Raw genomic sequence first — 24,729 nt, forward strand, 5'->3', positions numbered from 1 at the left:
AGTAAAGTCCTCCAGCGCCTATGGTACTGCAAGGGTGACCTTGTGGGAGAGTAGGTCGCTGCCGAATCTTAAATTTTAAGCTGGGGTGTAGCCAAGCGGAAAGGCACTGGGTTTTGGTCTCAGGATGCGCAGGTTCGAATCCTGCCGCCCCAGCCAATATATGGGCCATTAGCTCAGTCGGTAGAGCACCTGACTTTTAATCAGGTTGTCGGAGGTTCGATTCCTCCATGGCTCACCATTTTTTGTCGCGGGGTAGAGCAGTCTGGTAGCTCATCAGGCTCATAACCTGAAGGTCGTCGGTTCGAATCCGGCCCCCGCAACCATTTTTGATTTTTTTTAGGCGGGAATAGCTCAGTTGGCTAGAGCATCAGCCTTCCAAGCTGAGGGTCGCGGGTTCGAGTCCCGTTTCCCGCTCCATTCCACTTTTTATGGGTCTATAGCTCAGTTGGCTAGAGCACGTGGTTCATACCCACGGTGTCAGTGGTTCGAGTCCACTTAGACCCACCATAAGGAGAGGTACCCAAGTGGCTGAAGGGGCGGGTTTGCTAAACCTGTAGTAGGACATTTAGTCCTAGCGAGGGTTCGAATCCCTCCCTCTCCGCCATAAAGATTATTGTGCCCTCATCGTCTAGGGGTCTAGGATACCAGGTTTTCATCCTGGCGACAGGGGTTCGAATCCCCTTGAGGGTACCAAGGGCGAATAGCTCAGTTGGGAGAGCACCTGCCTTACAAGCAGGGGGTCACAGGTTCGAGACCTGTTTCGCCCACCATTTGCGGGGACGTAGCGAAGTGGTTCAACGCGCCGGCCTGTCACGCCGGAGATCGCGGGTTCAAATCCCGTCGTCCTCGCCATTTTTTATTGTAATAGCTTTTTGCGCCGATGTAGCTCAGGTGGTAGTAGCGCTTCCATGGTAAGGAAGAGGTCACCGGTTCGAGTCCGGTCATCGGCTCCAAATGAAAGTGGGGATATAGCTCAGCTGGGAGAGCGCTACACTGGCAGTGTAGAGGCCAGGGGTTCGAATCCCCTTATCTCCACCATTATATATTGGAGGGGTGCCCGAGTCTGGCTAAAGGGAGCAGACTGTAAATCTGCCGGCGATGCCTTCAAAGGTTCAAATCCTTTCCCCTCCACCATTATTTTGCGGGAATAGCTCAGTGGTAGAGCGTCACGTTGCCAACGTGAATGTCGCGGGTTCAAATCCCGTTTCCCGCTCCATTTATTACACCCAGTTGAGGGTGTTTTTTTTATTTTATATTATAATTTGACTATTTATAGTTAATGACATAAAATTATTTTAGTAATACATACTTTATTTTTGAATTGGAGGCTAATTTTGTGGGGAATAAAAAAACATATTTAATATTTTTATTTTCTTTGATATTATTGTTTTTAATATTTCTGCTTGCTTTGATGATAGGGAGCACACCAATTCCAATTAGGACGACAATTGATTCACTATTTTCTTTTGATAGTGAATTGACTAGATTTTCTGTGATAATAAGACAGATTAGGTTACCTAGAGTAATTTTAAGTTTTCTTGTAGGTTCAGCGTTAGCTATTGCAGGAGCTGTATTTCAAGGAATTATTAGAAACCCAATGGTAGATCCATATATAGTTGGTATATCAGCAGGAGCAGGTACTGCTGCTACGATTGCTATTATTTTTAACATGACTTGGTCATTATTTTATTTTAATACTATTCCATTGTTTGCTTTTATAGGTGCAATTATCACCGTTGTTTTAGTTTATAATATTTCAAAAGTAGGAAATAAAATACCAGTAATGAATTTCTTGCTTGCGGGAGTTGCGATTGGATTTATTTTAGATGCTATTCGCTCTTTTTTAATGGTTACTGGCACAAATGATATGCAACAGGTTGTTTTTTGGTTGATGGGGAGTTTAGCAGGTACAAGCTGGCGTGATATAAGAATAGTTTTACCGTATTATTTTATAGGATTAATACCAATTTTATTATATATTAAAGATCTAAATATAATTTTATTAGGTGAAGATAATGCTCAAACTTTAGGTGTTGAGGTTGAAAAAGTTAAAAAAACATTAATAACTAGCGCAACTTTAATAACAGCAGCAGTAGTATCAGTTAGTGGTAGTATAGGTTTTATAGGCTTAGTTATGCCTCATATGGCTAGAATGTTGATTGGACCTGATCATAGAAAATTAATTCCTTTTGCTGCAATTTTAGGTGGTATATTTTTAATGGTATCTGATATGCTAGCAAGAAGTTTAATGCCTCCTTTAGAAATTCCTGTTGGTATTATAACAGCTATAGCTGGTGGACCATATTTTATTTACTTACTTCGGAAAAATAAATCTGGAGGCTGGTAGATTGTGCTAGAAATCAAAAAACTTTCATTTGCTTACAAAGAAGAAAAAATAATAAATGATTTAGATTTATATATTAAAATGAACGAGTTTATTGCAATAATAGGTCCTAATGGTTCTGGTAAATCAACTTTAATAAAAAACCTATCTAATATTATTAAACCTGATAAAGGGTCTATATATTTAGATTACAAAAATTTAAATGATTTGTCTGCTCAAGAATTAGCTAAAAAACTATCAGTGGTTCCTCAAAATACAAATGTAGATTTTGACTTCACAGTCTATGATTTAATTATGATGGGGAGAAATCCTTATCAGAATCGCTGGGGGAAGATTACAGATAATGATAGAGAAGTAGTTATTGAGGCTATGAAATTAACAGATACTTTTCAATTCAAAGATAGACGACTTATGAATTTAAGTGGGGGAGAAAAACAGAGAGTAATAATTGCAAGAGCTTTAGCTCAAGAACCTGAAGTTTTGTTGCTTGATGAACCTACATCTAGTCTGGATATAAACTATCAAGGTGAAATTTTTGATTTGCTATCTTATTTAAATAATAAAAAAAATATTACTATAATTATAGTTTCTCATGATTTGAATTTAGCCAGTCAATATTGTAATAAGTTATTACTTTTAAATAATGGAGAGATATATTCGATAGGTAATCCAGATGAAGTATTAACTAAGAAAAACATAAAAGATGTATATAATGCTGAGGTTTCTATAAAAGAAAATATGATATCAGGAAGACCATATGTAGTTTTGATCCCTAATAAACACAAATTTGATAAAAAAAATAAAGCCGATATTAATCTTCACCTTATTTGTGGAGGAGGTTCGGCCCAAAACATAATTAATAAGCTATATAATTTAAATATTAATATAACTGCAGGTGTTTTAAACCAGGGAGATAGTGATTGGCAATTATTAAAAAGTTATGGTTATGAAGTTGCTGAAGTTGAACCTTTTGCATATATTGAAGAAGAGGACTTAAATTATAATAGTAAATTAATTGAAAAAGCAAATATTATTTTAGTTGCTGATTTACCTTTTGGTTATGGTAATGTTAATAACTTAAAACAACTATTAAACTATGAAGACAAGGAGATTTATCTCTATGCTAAAAGAAGTATAGAAGATAGAGATTATACTAATGGAAAAGCTAAATCAATTTGGTTTAGATTAATTAAAAGAGATAATGTAAGTGCTTTTCAAGAAATTGATAACTTAATAGAAGAAGTTAAAAGCAAGTATAATCTTTGAATTCTTGAAGAACATTATAAGTTTTGTTATAATGATTAAATATTATAGTATTTTTAGGGGTGCAATTGTATGGTAAAGCCTGCTAATTTAGAAAAAGAATTATTTATAGTATTAATACCTGGTGGTGAAGTAAAAAAAGAGGCAGATAAGATTCAGAAAATTATTGCTGATAATTATAATATATATGATAAAATGTCACGTCCTGAATTACATGTAACTTTAGATAGAATTAAAAAAACCGGAATTAAAACATCAATAAATTATATTGAAACAATATTAAATAGTTGGGATGAGAAAGTTAATGTTGCTTTGAAAGGTTTTAATTGTTTTCATCAAAAAAACAATAGATATTTAGTATTGAAAATACGTCCAACAAAAACAATGATAAAATTAGGTAGACGGATTCACTCTGGTCTGGATAATTTAAATTTATCTACTATAAAAGATTATGAAGAATGGAGATATCATATAACTATTGTTAATAATTTATTAATAAATAAAGAAATAGCCAAGTATGATTTTTCTAATTTATGTGAATTAATAGATGGACAGGAAAAAACACTTATTTCTCCAGCTGATAGGATTGAAATATGGCAGGCTACTGAAAGGGAAAGTGAAAAGATTATTTTTAGTAAAAAATTACCTTAATGAGGAGAGGTTAATATGAGTAAAGATTATAAAGGAATTATATTTGATCTCGACGGTGTTATAACAGAAACATCTGAATATCATTATCAGAGCTGGCAGAGAATGGCTGATGAAGAGGGGCTGGACTTTAATAGAGAGGTTAATGAAAAGTTAAGAGGTGTTTCTAGAAGAAGGTCTTTGGAAATTATTCTTGATGATAAAGAATTGACTGAGCAAGAAATGAATAAATTAATGGATAAGAAAAATGGTTATTATCAGGAATACTTAAAAGATATGGATGAAAATGATATGCTTCCTGGTGCAATGGATTTGATAAATACCTCATTAGAGAAAGGGTTTAAGTTAGCCATAGCATCTTCAAGTAAAAATGCTAAAACTGTTATTTCTGCTTTGAAAATTGGTGATTTATTTGAAACAATTTCTGATGGCTTTAGTGTTGATAATCCTAAACCAGCACCAGATTTATTTTTGTTTACAGCCGAAAAGTTGGAATTATCTCCAGAGGAATGTATAGTATTTGAGGATGCAAAGGCAGGAATAGATGCAGCTCAGGCTGCTAATATGCTTTCTGTAGGTATTGGACCTGAGGAAAGAGTTGGACATGCTGACTTTAGATTTGATACAGTAAAGGAAGTTGAATTAGAAAAAATTCTTAAAGGGGAGAAATAAAGTGAGTGATAATTTAGTCAATATTAAAACTTTAGTTGATAAGGAAGATATTGATAGAGTACTAACAAGAATTGCACATGAAGTTTTAGAAAAAAATAAAGGTAGCAAGGATATTGTACTTGTTGGTATTAAAACAAGGGGAGTACCAATAGCTAATAGGATTGCAAAGAAAATAGAAAATATCGAAAATAAAGTTGTGCCCTGTGGTGAACTTGATATAACTTTATATCGAGATGATTTATCTCAAATTTCAAGCCAACCAATAGTTCACAATACAGAGATTCCTTTTGACATTAATGATAAAGTCGTCATATTAGTTGATGATGTAATATTTACTGGTAGAACTGTACGATCTGCTATGGATGCTTTAATAGATTTAGGTCGTCCAGCTGCAATTCAATTAGCAGTTTTAGTAGATAGAGGCCATAGAGAGGTACCAATTAGAGCAGATTTTGTTGGTAAAAATATTCCAACATCTAAAAAAGAAATTATTGAAGTAAAGTTAAACGAAATTGATAATAGTGATGAAATAATTATAGCTGAAAAATAAAAAAATTGTCCTTCAGGGAGGAATTTTGCCTTGAAGGACGAATATATATATTAAGAGTTTTTTTATTCCGGACGCAAGCGCTTGCGCAATGGAGGTGAACTAGTGGCTTTAACTTTAAAAGACCTGGCTAGGTTAGCAAATGTCGCTGAGTCCACAGTGTCTAGAGCTATTAATAATAAGCCAGGAGTGAGTGAAGAAAAAAGAAAAGAGATATTAAACCTGGCTGATAAATATAATTATAAACCAAATAGGCTAGCCAAAGGTCTTGCTGAAAAGAGAACTAAAATCATAGCTTTATTATTACCGGATTTAGAAAATACTTTAAGTCTTAAAGTAATTAGCGCAGTAGAAGAAGAATTAGAAGAACAGGGATATCAGATGTTAATATGTAATACAAAAAAAGATATAAGTAAAACTGAAAACTACTTAAAAATGTTGTTAGAAGATCAGATTGACGGGGTAATAATTTTAGGAGGTACACCTACAACAGGCAAGATGATTCAAATTGGTCTTGATAAGGGTGAAAGGATTGTTCTTGTTGACAAATTACTTGAGGAGGTAGTTTTAACTTCTCATTTGATAGACCACAATAAGAGTGGGACTATTGCTGCAGAAAGACTATTTAAAAATAGCAATAAAATTAAACCAGTAATTTTGATCGGAGAAGAAAATGATTATATTGAACAGGAGAGATTACGGGGATTTGTTGATGTATGTAAAAAACATGGTCATAAACCAGAAATTTTAACTGGTATAAATACCAGACAGGATGGTTATGAATCTTTTTTTCAACTTGTAAATAATATAGATATACCGACTGGTATTTTTTTCACCTCTAATATTGCCGGGATTGGCTTAATTGAGTCTGTTAAAACCGGAGGATGGTTAATTCCAGATGATTTTGAAGTAATTGGGTGTGAGGATGATATAATATCTAGAATATCTAATCCTAAGTTAACAGTTATTAAAAACCCTTTAATTAGAATGGCTCAAAATGCAGCTAAAAGTTTGATTGATAGTATTCGTTCTAAAACAGTAACTGGTGAGGTAAGGATATATGAACCTGAATTAGTAGAAAATGATTCAACAAAATAAATATTAATAAGGAGGATTTATTTAATGGCGAATGTAACTTTGAAAAATGTGACAAAACAATTTGATGATGTGGTGGCAGTTAATGAAGCAAATTTAGAAATTAGAGATAAGGAATTTCTAGTTTTGGTTGGACCTTCTGGCTGTGGAAAGTCAACTACTCTTAGAATGGTAGCAGGTTTAGAAGAGATTACTAGTGGAGAGGTAGAAATTGGAGACAAGGTTGTAAATGATGTTCCCCCGAAAGATAGAGATATAGCTATGGTATTTCAGAACTATGCTCTTTACCCTCATATGAATGTATATGACAATATGGCATTCGGTTTAAAATTACGTAAGTTTCCCAAAAAAGAGATAAGGCAGAGGGTAGAAGAAGCTGCTGAAATTCTTGGTATTGAAAATCTATTGGAAAGGAAGCCTAAACAGCTTTCTGGAGGTCAGAGACAGAGAGTAGCATTAGGGAGAGCTATTGTAAGAGAGCCTAAGGTTTTCTTAATGGATGAGCCACTTTCTAATCTTGATGCTAAGTTAAGGGTTCAGATGAGAGCTGAGCTTTCTAAATTGCATGATAGACTCCAGACAACAGTAATTTATGTAACCCATGATCAGACTGAAGCTATGACAATGGGAGATAGAATAGTTGTTTTAAAGGATGGATTTATTCAACAGGTTGACGATCCATTAACATTATATAATGAACCGGTAAATATGTTTGTTGCTGGATTTATTGGTAGTCCTGCTATGAACTTTTTAAATTGTGAATTAAAAGAAGAAGGTTCTGGTTTATATTTGGATGGAGCTGAGTCTTTTAAAATTAAAATTACTGAGGATATAATTGAAGAGACTCCAGAAATAAAAGATTATATAGGCAAAGAAGTTGTTTTTGGTATCAGACCTGAAGATTTACATGATGCGTCTATTAAATCTGATATAGAAATTATTGATGAAAATACTATCCATGCTGAAGTTGAGGTTGTTGAACCGATGGGTTCAGAGATTTATTTATATTTAGCTCATAATGATCATAGTTTTATTGGGCGAGTAGATGCTGAAAGTACAGCTGATGTTGGTGATAATATTAAGATTGGTGTAGATAGAAGTAAGATGCACGTATTTGATAAAGAGACTGAAAAGGCGATATTTTAAATTAATTGATAAAATAGCCTCCTTTTTATTCAGAAAGGAGGCTTTAAACATTTAAAAAATGTTAATTATATTATATAATAAATGATAGTAGTTATATCAAATAATTCAAAGGGAGGGCGGAATATAAATGATTAAAAACCAATCAATTTTTAAAATGGCAATACCGCTCTTTTTGATTATTTTATTAATTATCTTTACATATCAAATAATAGGTAATCAAAGGCAGATTAATCAATTGGAAAGTAATATAGAAAGAGTGGAATCAGAAATTGATGAAACTCAGGAGTTGAATTTACAGTTGGAAAGAGAATTAAGTTTAGTAGATAACCCTGATTATATTGAAAGGCTGGCTAGAGAGAAATTAGGACTTGTGAAACCAGGAGAGGAATTAATTATACCAGTTAAAGAAAACGAATAAAAATTTGAATTTATTGAATAATATATAATTCTAGTGTTTATTAGGAGGAAATTTTTTAATGGCCTATAATTTATCGCTCCAAGGAATAAAACAGATTGTTAATGATACTGATTATAGTCAAAAGCAGGTGAAAGTAGTTAGGGAGCTTTTAGAAGATGGCAATACAATACCTTTTTTGGCTAGATATCGAAAAGAAAAAACAGGAGAGCTTGATGAAGAACAACTTAGAGATCTAAATGATAGATTGGAATATCAAGCAAATTTAGAAAAAAACAAAGAAGATGTAATAAATAAATTAAAGGATCAGGATAACTTAACAAATGAATTAATGGAGAAAATCAAAAAAGCCAAAAAATTACAAGAGGTTGAAGACATATATTACCCTTATCGCCAGAGAAAACAGACTAGAGCTTCAAAAGCTATCGAAAAAGGCCTGGAACCTTTTGCTAAATTTATTATGGACAGTAAAGGCAAAAAGGATTTAAAAGTTGAGGCCGAAAAATATTTAAGTGAGGAAGATGAATTAACCGAAATAGAAGAAGTACTTACTGGGGCTCAGGATATTATTGCTGATAAAATTGCTAGTGATCCGGAAATAAAAAATCTAACAAGACAGAGGTTCTGGAATCAAGCTAATATTGTAAGTGAAATAAAAGATGACGCTGAAGATAACAAAGGTGTTTATGAACAATATTATGACTTTAAAGAATCTATTAACTCGATTCCCCCTTTTAGGATCCTTGCTTTAAATAGAGGTGAAAATGAAGAAGTATTGAATTTAAGTATTGATGCACCTGATAGTTCAATTATAAACAGGATTAAAAGCACTATAATTGATGCAGATTCTAGTTTTAAAAAAGAAATAGAGGAAAGTATTGTTGATGGCTATAAAAGGCTTTTAGGCCCTTCTATTGAAAGAGAAGTTAGATCAAAATTAACAGAAGAAGCAGAAAGTCATGCAAGAAATGTTTTTGCTAAAAACTTAGAAGCTCTTTTGCTTCAACCTCCATTACCGGATAAGATTATATTAGGTATAGATCCGGCATATAGAACTGGGTGTAAGTTGGCTATTATTGATGAGAGCTCTAAAGTTATCTATACTGGGACTATTTTTCCTCATAAACCTCAGTCTAAGAAGAAGGAATCTTTAGAAGAGCTTAATGGATTAATTGAAGAGTTTGAAATAGATTCAATAGTTATTGGTAATGGTACGGCTTCTAGAGAAACTGAAGAATTAATTGTTGAATTGAATCAAGAATATGATTTATCGATACCTTTTACAATAGTAGATGAAGCTGGCGCTTCAGTCTATTCAGCTTCAAAACTGTCTCGTGAAGAGTTGCCTGGAATGGATGTTAGTTTAAGAGGAGCAGTTTCAATTGCCAGGAGGATACAGGATCCATTAGCAGAATTGGTAAAAATAGATCCCAGGTCAGTGGGTGTTGGTTTATATCAACATGATATTGATGAAAAAGCTTTATTAGAAGAACTTGAAATTGTAGTCGAATCAGTTGTAAATAGAGTTGGTGTTGATTTAAATACAGCATCTCCTTCATTATTAAGTTATGTTTCTGGATTAAATAGTTCTCAGAGCAAGAAAATTTGTGATTATAGGAATGAAAATGGCCAGTTTTCAAAAAGAAAAGAAATACTGGATGTTAAAGGTATTGGGCCAGTTTCTTTTGAGCAGTCTGCTGGATTTTTAAGGCTTGACAGTAAATTAGATCCTTTAGCTAGAACTGAAATTCATCCTGAATCATATGATGTTACTGAAGAAATATTAAATATAATTGGTTTTGAACTTAGTTCTTTTTATGATGAGCATAGTGATGTAATCAATTCATTGGACAATCTATCTCTTTCCTTAAATAAATTATCGGATAAACTTAATATTGGATTAATAACATTAAAGGATATCTTAAAGTCCCTTAAAAAGCCAGGGAGAGATCCTAGAGAAAAATTACCAAAACCTATATTTAGAACTGATATTTTAAAGTTAGAGGATCTTAAAGTTGGACATGTTTTAACTGGTACTGTTAGAAATGTTGTTGATTTTGGGGCCTTTGTTGATATAGGCTTAAAATCTGATGGATTAGTTCACATTTCTGAACTTTCATCAGAGTATGTTTCAGATCCTACAGAAGTAGTTCAACCTGCAGATATAGTAAGAGTAAAGGTTATAGATATAGATGAAAGAAGAGAAAGGATTTCTTTAAGTATGAGCAGAGTTAATGAAGTAGAATGATTTGACAGGAAATATTAATTAAGTTATAATTAAGACAATATAAAATTTTGAGGAGGAGTTTTAACAGCATGTCCATTGAGGTTGGAACTACAGTTGAAGGAAAAGTTACAGGAATTACAAATTTTGGTGCATTTGTTGAATTGCCAGGTGGAGAAACAGGGCTGGTTCATATTTCTGAGGTGGCAAACACCTATGTAAAAGATATCACTAATTATTTAAAAGAAGATGAAACCGTTAAAGTTAAAGTCATTAATATTGATGATGACGGCAAAATTGGTTTGTCAATTAAACAGTTAAAAGACCCTGCCGATAGAAAAGACCACGCACCTAAAAGGTCATTTGATGAGAAAATGGAAGATTTTTTAAAGCAGAGTAGTGATAGACAGCAGGATCTTCGTAATAGAGAATCAAAAAGACGAGGACAAAATGGCAATTAAATATTTAAAAAATTTATAAGCAAAAGGCATCCTCGGTTTGGGGATGCTTTTTTAAGTAATGAGGATGATTTAAATATGGAAATGAATTACTTGTTTGAAGGTGATTTATTCGAGTTAAATATAATCAGGGGACAGCTAGATAATAATGCAGAAAGTGTTATTAAAGTTATTAAATACTGTCCAACTAATTATCCCATGATTATATTAGTCCATCCTTTTAGTAATGATAAGCCTTTTCCTACTATATATTGGTTAAGTTGCCCTGTAATAAAAGAGGATATATTTAAATTAGAAGACACAGGTTATATTGAAGTATTAAAGAAAAAGAAGAATCAATCAAAAGAATTTCAAAAGAAATTAGATAATGCTCATAAAAGATACTCTAAAGCAAGAGTTAGTCTATTAGATAAAGATAAATTGAAAAGAGCAAGACAAAAGTCAAAAGATTTATTTGAAATGCTAAAAAAATCAGGAGTGGCAGGAATTAGAGAAAAAGAAGGAATCAAATGTCTTCATGGACATTATGCAGATTATATTATTAGTGGAAATAATCCAGTTGGAAAAGAAGTAGCTAAAAAAATAGATATACCTACTAGCTGTAATTTCTGTAAAAAGTATGAGGCTGGAGAAGGAGTAAGAAATTGAATAAAAATAGAGCTGCAGCTATAGATTTCGGAAGTAATTCGAGTAGATTATTGATCGCTGAATTTAATAATGGAGATATAAATGTTGTTTATCAAACTTTAATAACAACAAGATTGGCTAAATCTATTGATAAAAACCATATCCTGGATATAGATTCAATCAATAAAACAATCAAAGCTGTTAAGTTTTTTATCAAAAAAATGAAGGAATATAAAGTTGAAAAGTATAGCACTGCTGGAACAAGTGCATTAAGGGATGCAAAAAATAGTGATAAATTCATTGAATTATTAAAAGATGAGACAGGCATAAATTTAGATATAGTTTCAGGTGATAAAGAAGCAAAATTAACCTATATTGGGGCTACGTTTGATAATGAAAATGATGAGAGTATGATTATAGATATTGGTGGTGGGAGTACAGAGTTTATTGAATTAGAAAATGGAGTTCCCAAAGCTGTTAGTCTGGATATAGGTGCGGTAAGGTTTACTGAGAGATTTATTGACGATCCTTCATTAGAAGTTTCTGAGTTAGATCAAGAAATGATTATCACTGAAGCTATTAATTACTTAAAAAAATATTCTCAATCTTTTAAGAGTAATAATCTAATTGGTGTCGGGGGTACTATTACTAATCTTGCTGCTATAGATAAATCTATAGTTCAATTTGATTCTAAAAAAATTGAAGGATATATTTTAGAGAGATCCAGTGTTAACAATATTATTAAAAAATTAAGTAACATAAAAATTAATGAAAGAAAAAAAGTTGATGGACTTCAGAAAGAGAGAGCAGATATTATAATAACAGGCAGTTTAATTTTAGAAGCTATATTTAAGTTTTTTTCAGTAAATAATATTAAAGTTTCAAATAAAGATCTGTTATACGGTTTGATTATAGAGGTTTTTGAAGATGATCAATATTATTTTTATAAGTAGAAATATTTATTGCAGGAGTTTATTATAACTTATAGAAATTAGATAATTAAGTATCCTTAGAAGGAGAGAACTTATATTGGATCTTTATAAAAAGTTTAAAAGAAATATATTTGATATAGCTGAATTGAAAAATAATGATAAATTATTGCTTTCTGTGTCAGGAGGCCCTGACTCTTTAGTTATGTTTGATCTGGCTTTAAGGTTAAGAGAAGATTACGGAATTGATTTGGGAGTATTTCATCTTGATCATTGCTTAAGGGATGAGTCAGAAGATGAAGCAGAGATGGTGAGGGAAATATGCAAAAATAACCAGGTGGTATATTGGATTAAAAAAGAAGATATTTCTAATATAAATGCTGAAAAATCAGGAAGCATTGAAGCAATAGCTAGAGAGGTTAGATTTAATCATCTTAAAAAAATATATTTTAAGGAAAAATTTGATGGTGTTTTGACAGGACACCAGGCTAATGATCAAATAGAAACTATGTTATTTAACTTATTTAGAGGTTCAGGCTTAGAGGGTTTAACAGGGATGAACCTGACCAGTTATTATGATAAGATGTTTTTGATTAAACCTCTCTTAAATATATGGAGAGAGGAGATAGAGAATTATTGTAATAAAAAAGGATTAAAACCAAGCATTGATAATAGTAATTATACATTAAAATATACAAGGAATAGAATAAGAAATGAGCTAATTCCTTATTTAGAAGAACATTTTAATGATTCAATAAAGTTAACACTTTATGATACTATTAATTTAATAAGGGATGAGCATAGGCTTATTAATAGTGTTGTTGATGATATATTTATTGAGTTAGTGATTGAATCTGGTGAAGGATATCTTGATTTAGATATTAAAAAGTTGTATAGTCAAGATATCGCAATACAAAGAAGAGTTATAAGGAAATCTATTTTTAAGACTAAAGGAAATTTAGATGGAATTTATCAAAAACACATTAATATATTAACAGATGCCATAAAAGATGAAGTTGAAACTGAAGAGACAGGAAAAGATTATCAAATGCCAGGAGGAGTTACTTGTAGAGTGGAATATAATACTATATCTTTTAGAACAGAAAAATGGTATAAAAAACACAAAACCTCCTATTTTAAAGTGGTTATACCAGATTTGGGAGAATATACTTTACCAGATGGCAATAGGATTAGATTAGAAAAGTTTAAGATTAATCAAATTGATTGGAAAAAATATATTGAAATGAATATAATTTTTATTGACTATGATGAATTGGAGTGGCCTTTAGTATTAAGACATAGAAAAGCAGGGGATAGGTTTAAACCTTTAAAAATGGAAGGCACTAAAAAAATTAAAGATTACTTTATTGACTCAAAGATTCCTAAATACAAACGGGATAAAACCCCAATTTTAGTTGATGCTAAGGATAGGATCATTTGGCTAGTTGGGGAAAGAATGGATGATAGATTTAAAATAGATTCAAAAACTCAAAATATATTAATGGTTAAATATGAGTTCAAAAAGGAAGGGGAATAATAATGGAGAGTTTAGAGTATTTAGAAAAGGATATAAAAGAAATTATCATTGATGAAGAGACTTTACAGGCAAGAATTAAAGAGTTAGGTAAAGAGATTACAGAATCTTATCCAGAGGGCACTGAATTAATATTGATTTGTATTTTAAGAGGGGCAATGATTTACATGGCTGATCTGGCCAGGTGTATAAATTTACCAGTTTCTTTTGATTTCATGGATGTATCCAGTTATGGCGATAGCACTGAATCATCTGGTAATGTAAGGATTATTAAGGATTTAGATGATTCTATTGAAAATAAGGATGTTCTAATTGTAGAAGATATTATTGATACTGGGTTAACTTTAAAGCATATTATTAATATGCTAGAAACCAGGAATCCTGCTTCTATTAAAACAACTACTTTGTTAGATAAGCCTGATAGAAGAGAGATGAAACAGGTTGAGGTTGATTTTAATGGTTTTGAGATACCGGATAAATTTGTAGTTGGTTATGGTCTTGATTTTGCAGAGAAATACAGGAATCTTCCTTTCATAGGAGTTCTGAAGGAATCATTATATAGTTAAGCTATTATATTTACAAAACCTATAAGTTGTGGTATAATATTAAACTGTGTAAACTGTTATTATATTATAAGTATTATTTATTTAAGTTTAAGTAAATGTACTGAGAGGAGGTAGATTGATTGAAAAAGTTTGCTAAGAATATAGGCTTTTATTTACTTTTAATTGCATTATCAATTTTGATTGCTCAATTTTTTATGCAACAGGGTCCGCAGGAAATTGAAGAGTTCACTTATACCAATCTATTGCAAGAAATAGATTCAGGCAATATAGACCGTATTACCATTATTGGAAGTGAAAAGGCTGAGGGCACAGTAGACGGAAGAGAGTTTTCAGTAAATGTTCCGCCTGAAGACATACCATATTTGTTACAAAATTTAAGGGCGATGGATGTTAATATTAGTACTGAGCCAGAACCTACACCTCCATGGTGGATGAATATTTTAGGTTACATGTTCCCGATTTTAATTTTGATTATTGCTTGGGTCTTCATAATGCAGAGGATGCAGGGTGGCGGAAGTCAGATGATGTCCTTTGGAAAAAGTAAGGCAAAGATGTCTGAAAGTGAGAAGAAGGTTACTTTTGATGATGTTGCGAATTATGAAGAGGTTAAAGAAGAGCTATTAGAAGTAGTTGAATTTTTAAAGAACCCAAGAAAGTTCTCCAGACTTGGTGCAGAAGTTCCTAAAGGGATTCTGTTAGTAGGACCTCCAGGAACAGGTAAGACGTTAATGGCTAGAGCTGTTGCCGGTGAAGCAGGGGTTCCATTTTTCTTCATAAGTGGTTCTGATTTTGTTGAAATGTTTGTTGGAGTCGGTGCTTCCAGAGTTAGAGATCTTTTTGAACAAGGCAAGAAGAATAGTCCATGTATTATTTTTGTCGATGAGCTTGATTCTGTTGGTCGCCAGAGAGGTGCTGGATTAGGTGGAGGTCATGACGAAAGAGAACAAACTTTAAACCAGTTATTAAATGAAATGGATGGCTTTGAACCGAATGAAGGTATTATCTTAATGGCTGCTACTAATAGGCCAGATGTTTTAGATCCGGCTTTATTAAGACCAGGTAGATTTGATCGCCAGGTACTTGTAGATAAACCAGATGTTTTGGGTAGAAGGTTGATATTGGAGATTCATATGGAAGATAAACCTACTACTGATGAAGTTGATACGGAAATTCTTGCTAAGAGAACACCAGGTTTTAGTGGTGCTGATATGGAAAATCTTGCTAATGAGGCTGCTATTTTAGCTGCAAGGCGTGGGAAAGAAACAATTACCATGTTAGAGTTTGATGATGCTATTGATAGAGTTATTGCAGGACCTGCTAAAAAGAGTAGGGTTATTTCTGAAAAAGAAAGAAACCTTGTTGCCTATCATGAAACAGGTCATGCTCTTTTGGGAGAATTGCTAGAACATGCTGATAGAACTCATAAGGTTTCTATTATTCCTAGAGGGCGAGCAGGAGGATTTACTATTCCATTACCTGAAGATGATAGAAACTTTATGACAAGGAGAGAATTACTTGATAGAGTTACTGCATTATTAGGTGGTAGGGTAGCTGAATCAATTTTCTTAGAAGATATAAGTACCGGTGCTCAAAATGATTTAGAAAGAGCTACTCAGATAGTTAGAGCAATGATCACTGAATATGGAATGAGTGAAAAACTTGGCCCATTAACATTAGGGCAAAAGCATAATGAACAGGTGTTTTTAGGTAGAGACATTTCAAGGCAACAGAATTACAGTGAGAGTGTTGCAGCCGAAATTGATCAAGAGGTAAGTAGTCTGATTGAGCAATGCTATCGTAAAGCTGAAACGTTATTAAAAGATAATTCTCATTATGTAGAAAAAATTGTAAAGGCTTTAAAAGAACATGAGACCTTAAATGCAGATCAGATAAAGAAGATATTATCTGACAAAGAGATTGAACCACCAAAAAAGAATGAAGAGGAATCTGTTTCTGATAAAGAAGAAAAACAAAGATCTATAGATAAAGAAACTGAAGAAGAAAGTCATGGAAAGGGTAATCTTAATTTACAAAAAAATGATCAAAAAAATCCTGACCCTGAATTAGAATAGTTGATTGTAAAGAATATCTAGGCTGGAGATTAAATTCTCTGGCCTTTTAATTTTTATTATGAAATCATAGTTTCTAAATTTAATTTTTTTAAAAAAAGGATTTCTTATCTTAATCAAGAAGTATAAATTAGGTGAAGAAAATGATTAAAATTTTACTTCAATATATATTTATAATTTTTGCTATTCATGGGATGGGCCTCTAAGGCTCCATCCCTTTATCTTTTTAATACAAGAAATTTAAGCGGGGTGGGAAAATGTTAAAAATTAATGGAGGAAATTTACAGATTTCTGATGTTTTGAAGGTGGCAAGAGAAAGAGGAGAAGTTGGTTTAGAAGAAGGTGCTATTGAAAGAGTAAAAAAGTCCAGAAATCAAGTAGAAGATTTGGTGAAAGCAAATAAAGTTGTTTATGGAATAACAACAGGCTTTGGAAGCTTTAGTGATACTAAAATATCTCCAGAAGAAGCAATCAAGTTGCAAGAAAACTTAATAGAGAGTCATTCAGCAGGCACAGGAGATTTATTACCTGTTGAAGTAGTTCGTGCGATGATGTTATTAAGGGCTAATGCATTAGCTAAAGGGCATTCAGGTATTAGATATTCTACTTTAAAATTATTGCTTGATATGTTGAATAAAGAAGTGCACCCATTAGTACCTTCTCAGGGTTCAGTTGGAGCAAGTGGAGATCTGGTTCCATTAGCTCATATGTCATTAGCTTTGTTAGGAAAAGGAGAAGTTGAATTTAGAGGTGAATTTATTCCAGCTGATAAGGCTTTAAAGAAAGTTGGCTTAAAGTCTATTAAGTTAAAAAGCAAAGAGGGTTTAGCATTAATAAATGGGACCCAAATGATGGGTGCTCTAGGATCTATTGCTTTATTTGAAGCAGATAGGTTACTAAAATATGCCGATATCGCCCTGAGCTTAACCATGGAAGCATTGAAAGGGATAGCAGCTCCTTATGATGACCTGATTCATAAAGTGAGACCCCACCCTGGTCAGGGATTAGTGGCTAAAAATATTAAAAAGTTAGTAAAAAACAGTTCTCTTGTCCTTGATGAGAGAGAAGACAGAGTTCAAGATGCTTATACAATTCGCTGTGCTCCTCAAGTTCATGGGGCAAGTAGAGATTCAATTGCTCACGTATTTGAGATTTTCAATAGAGAGATTAATTCTGCAACAGATAATCCCTTGCTTTTCCCTGATGAAGACAGGGTTATTTCAGGAGGAAATTTTCATGGACAACCCTTAGCTTTAAGTTTGGATTATTTGAGCCTGGCAGTATCTGAATTAGGAAATATCTCCGAAAGAAGGGTTGCGCGCTTAGTTGATAGCAATTTGAATTATGGACTGCCAATGTTCTTAACTGAATATGGAGGATTGAATTCTGGATATATGATTGCCCAGTATACTGCTGCTTCTTTAGTAAGTGAGAATAAAGTTATGTCCTCTCCTGCTAGCATTGATTCAATTACTACTTCAGCTAATCAAGAAGACCATGTAAGTATGGGTTCAATAAGCGCAAATAAGATTCAAAAGGTAGTAGAAAATTTAAAATCAATACTGGCGATTGAATTAATTGTTGCTGCTCAAGCTATAGAGTTTAGAACTAATGATATTAACGATTTAGGAGATGGCACAAAAATAATTTATAATTATATTAGGGATAGAGTTCCAGCTTTAAATGGTGATAGGGTGATAGCTAAAGATATTGCGGAAGCAAAAAAGATAGTCGAAAGTGATGAGTTAATAGACCTGCTAATTAAAAAGGGTGTTGAAATCAAATAAAAATTTTACTTGTCAGAAAATTATCTTTGTGTTACAATTGTAACAGTAAGTGGCAGAGTAAATGAGTGTGCGTGAGAGTGCTCTGGGATGGGACGTTGCCCAGGGACGAAATGCTTAGGCTGCGTTACATTCATTGCGTCCGCTGTCACCAAAGAGCCTTTCTCTTTGGTGCAGGTATCTGCCATGGACCAAGGAGAGAGGAGGTGTTGACATGAAAATAAGTACTAAGAAGTTAGTATATATATCTATACTAACAGCTCTGGCTATTATTTTAACCAGGGTATTTAGTATTAGAATACCTTTTATGGGAGTTGAAGGAGTAAGAATTGGCTTTGGTGCTCTTCCAATTGTTTTTGCTGGAGCAGTTTTAGGACCAGCAGCAGGAGCTTTTGTTGGGGGGATTTCTGATTTACTTGGCTTCTTCATTAATCCGATGGGAGCATATATGCCCCATTTCACATTAACTTCAATGTTAACAGGTTTAATTCCAGGATTAATGATTTGTTATCTGTTTAAAGGAAAGAAAACTTTCACAACATTGCTAATTACAATTGGACTAACCCAATTAATAACAGCTATTATAATGGTTCCATATTTTATGAATAGTTTGTTTGGGGTTCCATTTAGTGTGAGTTTGCCTCCGAGAATATTCTCTCAGGCATTCAGTATACCATTATATGCTTATTTCACAAAAGTATTACTAGCTTATGATTTGATGGGAAGTGTAGAACAATGTACTCCTATCAGTACAAGATAGAAGTTTTATTAATGCTATGTATAAAAGCCCTCATTTGAGGGCTTTTATTATCTTAAATAGAATATATATTTTTAGTTTATAAATAATTACTGGATTTTTATTGATTGCAAAACTGGTTCATTTAATTTAGATTTATTCTATGTTAATATTATAAAGTATCTAATTCTATTATTGAAGAAATCTATATTTTATAATTAATATTTGATATTACAAGAAGCAAATTAGATTTTCTGAAAATTTCTTTATATATGAACTGTCTTTATATCGAATTAGAACCGAATTTAAACCGAATCTAAAGCGAATCTATAGCGAAGATATACCGAACAAGCACCGAAGGAAAATCGAAAGCAAATAGTATTAGGTAAGGTTTAAATTTAAGGTTTAAAAATTATTATCTCTGCTGGGGAATCCAGTGGAGATTTTTATTTTGCTTTAAAGGGTTTTTTATAATATAATAGATTGCGCAGGAAGATATTGATAAATACTGGTGGTGAATAGATTGGAGAAGCGATTCAAAAAAAATCTGATAGATTTCAATATTAAATATTATAGTGAACTAGATTCGACAAATAGATATATTAAAAATTTAGATAGTAGTGAAAATGATGAGGGTCTTGTAATTGTTGCTGAAAAACAACTTAAGGGCAGAGGTCGTAATGGTAATGACTGGTATTCTCCAGCTGGAACAGGACTTTATTTTTCAATTTTATTAGAGCCAGAAATTTCTGTACTAGATTTATCTAAGATAAATATGATTATTTCATTAGCTTTATATAATGTTTTGAAAAATAAATATCCTGTTAAAATGAAATGGCCTAATGATATTTATCTGGCTGATAAAAAGATAGCAGGGATTTTAATAGAGTCTAATATAGAAGCAGAGATGGTTAAAGAGGTTATTGTCGGTGTAGGTTGTAATACTAACCAAGAAGTTTTTCCTGATGAGTTAAATAAGAAAGCAGGCTCATTGTTATTATTTAGTGGGGAGACTGTTAATAATAAAAATATTTTGACTGATATATTAATTGAGTTTGATAGTTTATATTCTGATTTTATGATAGATGGAATTGATTATTTTGGAGTGTGGAAGCAAGAACTGGGCATTATTGGCCAGGAAATAAAAGTGAAATCTAATAGTAATATTATTCAAGGTGAAGTAGTAGATATTGATCGGCAGGGTAATTTGATTTTAGAAAAAGAGGGTGGCAATAGACAGGTTATCTCTTCAGGAGAGGTATCTGTAATAAAAGGAGGATATAAAAATTGATACTTACCCTTGATGTAGGTAATAGCAATATATTTATTGGACTATATGATGATGGCTGTTTATTAAATGACTGGCGGATAGCTACTGATAAAGATAAGACTTCTGATGAATATGGGGTTATATTAATGAATTTGTTTATTTCTGGAGGGTATAAGCTTGAAGATGTTAAAAGTATTATTATATCTTCAGTAGTGCCAACTGTTATGGGGGCCTTAAAAGAAATGACAGGAAATTATTTTGATGCTAGTCTTTTAACTGTTGGCCCTGGTGTTAAGACTGGACTGAATATAAGAACTGACAATCCTAGAGAGGTTGGTTCAGATAGAATAGTTAATGCTATTGCTGCTAAAGCTAAATATTCTCCTCCTTTAATAATTGTTGATTTTGGAACGGCAACTACTATTTGTGCTGTATCTGAGGATGGCTCTTATTTAGGTGGAGCTATAGCTCCTGGCATTGAGGTTTCGACAGAAGCTTTATTTAATAAAGCTGATAAACTTCCTAAAATTGAGGTGGGTAAACCTCTAAAAGCTATCGGTAAAAATACTGAAGATAGTCTTAAGTCAGGAATTTATTTTGGATTCATTGGGCAGGTAGAAGCTTTAATTTTAGAGTTTAAAAAAGAGCTTGGAGAGAGGTCACAGGTTATAGGAACAGGTGGTTTTGTAAAAGAGATAGGATATGAGATAGATAAGATTGATGTAATTGATGAGCACCTGACACTTGATGGATTATATCATTTAGCAAAAATAAATGGTTTTATAGGTGATGATAATGATTAATATTGGTGATTTAGAGGTAGAGTCAAAGGTCTTTACTGCTCCGATGGCTGGGGTGACTGATTATCCATACAGGCAGATATTAAGGGAGCAGGGGGCAGAGTTATTATTTACTGAAATGGTTAGTTCTATGGGGCTGCTTCAAGAGAACCGTAATACTCATGAGTTGGTTGAGTTTGATCGTCAGGACGGTTTAATTGGGGTGCAGATCTTTGGCGATGACCCTGAGGTTGTTGCTGAAGCAGCTTACAGAGTTGAAAAAGAGTATCAGCCAGATCTGATTGATTTAAATTTTGGCTGTCCGGCTCCTAAAATAGTGAAAAATGGGGCAGGTTCAGCGTTAATGCGGGAACCAGATAGGGTATATGAAATGGTTTTAAAGACTGTTGATAATTGTGATATTCCTATTACAGTTAAGATTCGTAAAGGTTGGGATGAAAATCATTTAACTGGTATTGAAGTTGCTAAAGCTGCTGAAGAAGCAGGTGCAGCTTTGTTGACTGTTCATGGACGGACGAGAGAAGAATTTTATTCTGGTGAAGCTGATTGGTCAATTATAACAGATATAGTCAATCGACTGAACATACCTGTTATTGGAAATGGAGATGTTTTTTCTGCAGAAGATGCTCTGGATATGTTAAATGAAACTGGTGCAGCCGGGGTTATGGTAGCCAGAGGAATTCAGGGTTATCCATGGTTGGTTAAGGAGATAGATTATTATTTAAAAGAAGGAATTATGCTGGAAAGCCCGAATTATAAAGAGAGAATTGAAATGGCTATTAAGCACTTAAAATTTGCTGTTTCATATTATGGGGAGGATTCAGCGGTTCCACTTATGCGAAAACATCTTGCCTGGTATATAAAGGGTATGCCTTATTCGGCTCGACAAAGAGAACAGATAAATTCTATTTCTGATAAAGAAGAGTTGATTGATTCATTATATAAATATTTAACGTTAATTCAGGACGATTAAATTTTTATGGTTAAGCTTAGGATTCTTGACATATATTATTTATTGATTTATAATAAAAACTAATTGTTAATTCATGTTCAGGAATTATTTATTCATGTTTTTAATATAAAATGATTATAAAGGAGCTACTACTATGACAGAAGAAACTCTTATTACTGAAGAAGGTTATGAAAATCTAGAGGAAGAGCTGGAACATCTGATTAAAATTGAAAGAAGAGAAGTTGCCAAAAGGATCAAGACCGCAAGAGATTTTGGGGATATTAGTGAGAATTCAGAATATGATGAAGCTAAAAATGAGCAGGCTTTTATTGAAGGTCGGATTAAAAAGATTGAAAAGACTCTTGCTAATGCAAGGGTTATTAAGAAAGATGAAATTGATGAGCATACAGTTAATTTAGGTACTACAGTAGAGCTTAAAGATTTGGATAATAATAAGATTTTTAATTATAAAATCGTTGGTTCAGCAGAAGCTGATCCTTTAGAATGTAAAATATCTAATGAATCTCCAATAGGGAAGGCAATTTTAGGAAAGAGCATAGATGAAGAAGTTGAAGTTCAAACTCCAGGAGGAGTTACAAGATATAAGATCTTATCAATTAAAATTAATTAGGGAGTGCTATAGATGGAAGATTTGAATGAAGTAAATAAACTGATGGCCGAAAGATTGAATCATTTAGAAGAACTAAAGGAGTCAGGTATTGATCCTTTTGGCTCTAAGTATGAAGTTGAGAATAAAGCAGAAGAGATTTTAAATAACTTTGAAGAATTTGAAGATGAAAAAGTAAGTTTAGCTGGTCGGCTAATGGCGATCAGGACTCACGGGAAAGCCAGTTTTGCTGATATCCAGGATGTTACTGGTAGGATTCAATTGTTTCTGAAATATAATGTTCTTGGAGAAGAAAAATACGAGTTCTTCCAGGATCTTGACATTGGAGATATAATTGGCGTTGAAGGTGAAGTGTTTAAAACTAATAGAGGTGAGATTTCTATTAGAGTAACTGACTTTGAATTTTTAACTAAATCTTTAAGACCTTTACCTGAAAAATTTCACGGGTTAAAGGATAAAGAGTTGAGATATCGCCAAAGATATTTAGATTTAATTGTTAACCCTGAAGTTAAAGACACCTTTATAAAGAGGAGTCAAATTATAAGCCATATCAGGTCTTATCTGGAGGAAAAAGGTTTTCTTGAAGTTGAAACCCCAATGATGCACCCGATAGCTGGTGGTGCAACAGCAAGACCCTTTGTTACCCATCATAATGCCCTGGATATAGATTTATATTTAAGAATAGCTCCTGAACTATATCTGAAGAGGTTAATTGTTGGTGGATTAGAAAAGGTTTTTGAAATTAATCGTAATTTCAGGAATGAAGGAATGTCCTATAAGCATAATCCTGAATTCACTATGCTAGAACTTTATCAGGCCCATGCTGATTACCATGATATGATGGAATTAACAGAAAATATGGTTAGTTATGTTGCTGAAAAAGTATTAGGGACAACTGAAATTGTATATGAAGAGACAGAGATTGATCTTTCTGCACCCTGGAAGAGGATGACAATGATAGAAGCTGTTAAGGAATATACCGGGGTTGATTTTGCAGAGATTAATGATGATAGCACAGCAATCTCAGAAGCTAAAAATTTAGGATTAGAAATTGAAGACCCTATAAGTAAAGGGGAAGTTCTTAATTTGATTTTTGAAGAAAGGGTTGAAGATAAATTAATTCAGCCAGTATTCATTCATGATTATCCAATTGAAGTTTCTCCACTTGCTAAAAGAAGAGAGGATAATCCAGAACTTACTTATAGATTTGAGCCATTTATTTATGGTAGAGAGATTGGTAATGCATTTACTGAGTTGAATGATCCTATCGATCAAAAAGAACGTTTTTCTGATCAGGTATCTAAAAGAGAAGCTGGTGATGAAGAAGCTCAAATGATGGATGAAGATTATGTTAAGGCATTAGAATATGGTATGCCTCCTACTGGAGGGTTAGGAATTGGTATAGATAGACTAGTTATGTTCCTGACTGATTCATCATCTATAAAAGATGTTATATTGTTCCCAACTATGAGGCCGGAGAATTAAGGGATATAATATTAAAATAATTAGTAAGATCTACTTCCTATTCAGATTCAGGAAGTAGATCTATTAATTTATTAGGAGGGAAATAAATATGTATGAGCTAGATGTAAAAACTGAAAAGAGATCAGAACTAATTGATATAACGGATCAGATAGAAAAACTTTTAGAAGAAAATGATATAGGAGATTCATATATTTATATTTTTTGTCCACATACAACTGCTGGACTCGTAATCAATGAAGGCTATGACAGGGATGTTTCAAGGGATTTTATTAATACTATGAATGATTTGATCCCCTGGGATAATAATTACCAACATCTTGAAGGCAATTCGGCAGCCCATATTAAAAGTATATTAACTGGTTGCAGCCTTGATCTGTTTTATAAGTCTAATAAGTTGGACCTAGGAAGGTGGCAGAGAGTGTTTTTGGCTGAATTTGATGGACCAAGAAAAAGAACTGTGAAAATTCGAGAAAAGTCTTGACAGAGAAGCAGGCAGATGTTAGTATAATACTTGTCGCGTGAAAAAAGAGTAATTGA

Annotated in this window: 23 protein-coding genes, 13 tRNA genes, 1 rRNA gene and 1 riboswitch; all 37 genes read left to right on the forward strand. The window is 32.9% G+C overall.

The annotated features are described in order from the left end of the window. Window positions 1-67 (forward strand): 5S ribosomal RNA (rrf, locus tag I0Q91_RS14495); the annotation flags it as partial. Between the two features lie 14 nt (window positions 68-81). After that, window positions 82-156, forward strand: a tRNA-Gln gene (locus tag I0Q91_RS13995). Between the two features lie 6 nt (window positions 157-162). Then, window positions 163-238, forward strand: a tRNA-Lys gene (locus I0Q91_RS14000). Between the two features lie 8 nt (window positions 239-246). After that, window positions 247-323 (forward strand) — tRNA-Met (locus I0Q91_RS14005). A 17-nt stretch (window positions 324-340) separates the two neighbouring features. Further along, window positions 341-417 (forward strand) — tRNA-Gly (locus I0Q91_RS14010). Window positions 418-430: 13 nt separating this feature from the next. Next, a tRNA-Met gene (locus I0Q91_RS14015) sits at window positions 431-507 on the forward strand. A 3-nt stretch (window positions 508-510) separates the two neighbouring features. Continuing rightward, window positions 511-604, forward strand: a tRNA-Ser gene (locus I0Q91_RS14020). A gap of 13 nt (window positions 605-617) precedes the next feature. Continuing rightward, window positions 618-693, forward strand: a tRNA-Glu gene (locus I0Q91_RS14025). 1 nt (window position 694) lies between these two features. Further along, window positions 695-770 (forward strand) — tRNA-Val (locus tag I0Q91_RS14030). Window positions 771-775: 5 nt separating this feature from the next. Further along, a tRNA-Asp gene (locus I0Q91_RS14035) sits at window positions 776-852 on the forward strand. Between the two features lie 24 nt (window positions 853-876). Continuing rightward, a tRNA-Thr gene (locus I0Q91_RS14040) sits at window positions 877-953 on the forward strand. Window positions 954-962: 9 nt separating this feature from the next. After that, window positions 963-1,038: transfer RNA gene (locus I0Q91_RS14045), tRNA-Ala, on the forward strand. A gap of 9 nt (window positions 1,039-1,047) precedes the next feature. Then, a tRNA-Tyr gene (locus I0Q91_RS14050) sits at window positions 1,048-1,134 on the forward strand. 7 nt (window positions 1,135-1,141) lie between these two features. Next, window positions 1,142-1,216 (forward strand) — tRNA-Gly (locus tag I0Q91_RS14055). A 120-nt stretch (window positions 1,217-1,336) separates the two neighbouring features. Further along, complete coding sequence (locus tag I0Q91_RS14060; RefSeq protein WP_270455287.1) at window positions 1,337-2,347, forward strand: FecCD family ABC transporter permease; 1,011 nt, start codon at window positions 1,337-1,339, stop codon at window positions 2,345-2,347. Between the two features lie 3 nt (window positions 2,348-2,350). Beyond that, complete coding sequence (locus I0Q91_RS14065) at window positions 2,351-3,610, forward strand: ABC transporter ATP-binding protein (RefSeq protein ID WP_270455288.1); 1,260 nt, start codon at window positions 2,351-2,353, stop codon at window positions 3,608-3,610. A gap of 69 nt (window positions 3,611-3,679) precedes the next feature. Next, window positions 3,680-4,258: a 2'-5' RNA ligase family protein gene (locus I0Q91_RS14070; protein ID WP_270455289.1), complete on the forward strand. Its 579-nt coding sequence runs from the start codon at window positions 3,680-3,682 to the stop codon at window positions 4,256-4,258. A gap of 15 nt (window positions 4,259-4,273) precedes the next feature. Continuing rightward, on the forward strand, window positions 4,274-4,927 hold the full coding sequence (pgmB, locus tag I0Q91_RS14075) for a beta-phosphoglucomutase (RefSeq protein WP_270455290.1): 654 nt from the start codon (window positions 4,274-4,276) through the stop codon (window positions 4,925-4,927). Window position 4,928: 1 nt separating this feature from the next. Beyond that, on the forward strand, window positions 4,929-5,477 hold the full coding sequence (gene pyrR, locus I0Q91_RS14080) for a bifunctional pyr operon transcriptional regulator/uracil phosphoribosyltransferase PyrR (protein ID WP_270455291.1): 549 nt from the start codon (window positions 4,929-4,931) through the stop codon (window positions 5,475-5,477). A 102-nt stretch (window positions 5,478-5,579) separates the two neighbouring features. Next, window positions 5,580-6,572, forward strand: coding sequence for a LacI family DNA-binding transcriptional regulator (locus I0Q91_RS14085; protein WP_270455292.1), 993 nt, complete (start codon window positions 5,580-5,582; stop codon window positions 6,570-6,572). Between the two features lie 24 nt (window positions 6,573-6,596). Beyond that, window positions 6,597-7,715 (forward strand): ABC transporter ATP-binding protein, encoded by a 1,119-nt coding sequence (locus tag I0Q91_RS14090; RefSeq protein WP_270455293.1) that lies wholly within the window; start codon window positions 6,597-6,599, stop codon window positions 7,713-7,715. A 127-nt stretch (window positions 7,716-7,842) separates the two neighbouring features. Continuing rightward, on the forward strand, window positions 7,843-8,133 hold the full coding sequence (locus tag I0Q91_RS14095; protein ID WP_270455294.1) for an FtsB family cell division protein: 291 nt from the start codon (window positions 7,843-7,845) through the stop codon (window positions 8,131-8,133). 58 nt (window positions 8,134-8,191) lie between these two features. Continuing rightward, on the forward strand, window positions 8,192-10,378 hold the full coding sequence (locus I0Q91_RS14100; protein ID WP_270455295.1) for a Tex family protein: 2,187 nt from the start codon (window positions 8,192-8,194) through the stop codon (window positions 10,376-10,378). 68 nt (window positions 10,379-10,446) lie between these two features. Then, window positions 10,447-10,815 carry a S1 RNA-binding domain-containing protein gene (locus tag I0Q91_RS14105; RefSeq protein WP_270455296.1) on the forward strand — a complete coding sequence of 123 codons (369 nt, stop codon included), beginning with the start codon at window positions 10,447-10,449 and terminating at the stop codon, window positions 10,813-10,815. Between the two features lie 75 nt (window positions 10,816-10,890). Next, entirely contained in the window at window positions 10,891-11,460 is a 570-nt protein-coding gene (locus I0Q91_RS14110; protein WP_270455298.1) for a DUF501 domain-containing protein, read from the forward strand. Continuing rightward, window positions 11,457-12,392, forward strand: a complete 936-nt coding sequence (locus I0Q91_RS14115) for a Ppx/GppA phosphatase family protein (protein WP_270455299.1) — start codon at window positions 11,457-11,459, stop codon at window positions 12,390-12,392. Before I0Q91_RS14110 ends, I0Q91_RS14115 begins: the two co-directional genes overlap by 4 nt. A 76-nt stretch (window positions 12,393-12,468) precedes the next feature. Beyond that, window positions 12,469-13,905 (forward strand): tRNA lysidine(34) synthetase TilS, encoded by a 1,437-nt coding sequence (gene tilS / locus I0Q91_RS14120; protein WP_270455300.1) that lies wholly within the window; start codon window positions 12,469-12,471, stop codon window positions 13,903-13,905. A gap of 2 nt (window positions 13,906-13,907) precedes the next feature. Then, window positions 13,908-14,468: a hypoxanthine phosphoribosyltransferase gene (hpt, locus tag I0Q91_RS14125; protein WP_270455301.1), complete on the forward strand. Its 561-nt coding sequence runs from the start codon at window positions 13,908-13,910 to the stop codon at window positions 14,466-14,468. Between the two features lie 119 nt (window positions 14,469-14,587). Then, entirely contained in the window at window positions 14,588-16,540 is a 1,953-nt protein-coding gene (ftsH, locus tag I0Q91_RS14130; protein ID WP_270455303.1) for an ATP-dependent zinc metalloprotease FtsH, read from the forward strand. A 254-nt stretch (window positions 16,541-16,794) separates the two neighbouring features. Further along, window positions 16,795-18,324: a histidine ammonia-lyase gene (hutH, locus tag I0Q91_RS14135; RefSeq protein ID WP_270455305.1), complete on the forward strand. Its 1,530-nt coding sequence runs from the start codon at window positions 16,795-16,797 to the stop codon at window positions 18,322-18,324. Between the two features lie 51 nt (window positions 18,325-18,375). Then, window positions 18,376-18,471, forward strand: a riboswitch (THF riboswitch). A gap of 64 nt (window positions 18,472-18,535) precedes the next feature. Beyond that, window positions 18,536-19,081, forward strand: a complete 546-nt coding sequence (locus I0Q91_RS14140) for a folate family ECF transporter S component (protein WP_270455307.1) — start codon at window positions 18,536-18,538, stop codon at window positions 19,079-19,081. 499 nt (window positions 19,082-19,580) lie between these two features. Then, entirely contained in the window at window positions 19,581-20,348 is a 768-nt protein-coding gene (locus I0Q91_RS14145) for a biotin--[acetyl-CoA-carboxylase] ligase (protein ID WP_270455308.1), read from the forward strand. After that, window positions 20,345-21,130 carry a type III pantothenate kinase gene (locus tag I0Q91_RS14150; RefSeq protein WP_270455309.1) on the forward strand — a complete coding sequence of 262 codons (786 nt, stop codon included), beginning with the start codon at window positions 20,345-20,347 and terminating at the stop codon, window positions 21,128-21,130. The genes I0Q91_RS14145 and I0Q91_RS14150 overlap by 4 nt, the downstream gene beginning before the upstream one ends. Continuing rightward, the gene (gene dusB, locus I0Q91_RS14155; protein WP_270455311.1) at window positions 21,123-22,100 is read left to right on the forward strand and encodes a tRNA dihydrouridine synthase DusB; all 978 of its coding nucleotides are present in this window, start codon (window positions 21,123-21,125) and stop codon (window positions 22,098-22,100) included. The genes I0Q91_RS14150 and dusB overlap by 8 nt, the downstream gene beginning before the upstream one ends. Before the next feature lie 133 nt (window positions 22,101-22,233). Beyond that, complete coding sequence (gene greA / locus I0Q91_RS14160) at window positions 22,234-22,710, forward strand: transcription elongation factor GreA (RefSeq protein ID WP_270455312.1); 477 nt, start codon at window positions 22,234-22,236, stop codon at window positions 22,708-22,710. A gap of 12 nt (window positions 22,711-22,722) precedes the next feature. Beyond that, window positions 22,723-24,192, forward strand: coding sequence for a lysine--tRNA ligase (gene lysS, locus I0Q91_RS14165; RefSeq protein WP_282550639.1), 1,470 nt, complete (start codon window positions 22,723-22,725; stop codon window positions 24,190-24,192). 88 nt (window positions 24,193-24,280) lie between these two features. Next, window positions 24,281-24,673 (forward strand): secondary thiamine-phosphate synthase enzyme YjbQ, encoded by a 393-nt coding sequence (locus tag I0Q91_RS14170; RefSeq protein WP_270455313.1) that lies wholly within the window; start codon window positions 24,281-24,283, stop codon window positions 24,671-24,673. Window positions 24,674-24,729: the final 56 nt, after the last annotated feature.

It is taken from the genome of Halonatronomonas betaini (assembly GCF_015666175.1).
Taxonomy (GTDB): Bacteria; Bacillota; Halanaerobiia; order Halanaerobiales; family Halarsenatibacteraceae; genus Halonatronomonas; species Halonatronomonas betaini.

Coding starts and splice junctions, on each gene's coding strand:
- I0Q91_RS14100 (WP_270455295.1), top strand. CDS start 8,192: ATGGCCTATAATTTATCGCTCCAAGGAATAAAACAGATTGTTAATGAT.
- pgmB (WP_270455290.1), top strand. CDS start 4,274: ATGAGTAAAGATTATAAAGGAATTATATTTGATCTCGACGGTGTTATA.
- I0Q91_RS14105 (WP_270455296.1), top strand. CDS start 10,447: ATGTCCATTGAGGTTGGAACTACAGTTGAAGGAAAAGTTACAGGAATT.
- I0Q91_RS14170 (WP_270455313.1), top strand. CDS start 24,281: ATGTATGAGCTAGATGTAAAAACTGAAAAGAGATCAGAACTAATTGAT.
- I0Q91_RS14095 (WP_270455294.1), top strand. CDS start 7,843: ATGATTAAAAACCAATCAATTTTTAAAATGGCAATACCGCTCTTTTTG.
- dusB (WP_270455311.1), top strand. CDS start 21,123: ATGATTAATATTGGTGATTTAGAGGTAGAGTCAAAGGTCTTTACTGCT.
- hutH (WP_270455305.1), top strand. CDS start 16,795: ATGTTAAAAATTAATGGAGGAAATTTACAGATTTCTGATGTTTTGAAG.
- I0Q91_RS14090 (WP_270455293.1), top strand. CDS start 6,597: ATGGCGAATGTAACTTTGAAAAATGTGACAAAACAATTTGATGATGTG.
- I0Q91_RS14070 (WP_270455289.1), top strand. CDS start 3,680: ATGGTAAAGCCTGCTAATTTAGAAAAAGAATTATTTATAGTATTAATA.
- I0Q91_RS14140 (WP_270455307.1), top strand. CDS start 18,536: ATGAAAATAAGTACTAAGAAGTTAGTATATATATCTATACTAACAGCT.
- lysS (WP_282550639.1), top strand. CDS start 22,723: ATGGAAGATTTGAATGAAGTAAATAAACTGATGGCCGAAAGATTGAAT.
- I0Q91_RS14110 (WP_270455298.1), top strand. CDS start 10,891: ATGGAAATGAATTACTTGTTTGAAGGTGATTTATTCGAGTTAAATATA.
- hpt (WP_270455301.1), top strand. CDS start 13,908: ATGGAGAGTTTAGAGTATTTAGAAAAGGATATAAAAGAAATTATCATT.
- greA (WP_270455312.1), top strand. CDS start 22,234: ATGACAGAAGAAACTCTTATTACTGAAGAAGGTTATGAAAATCTAGAG.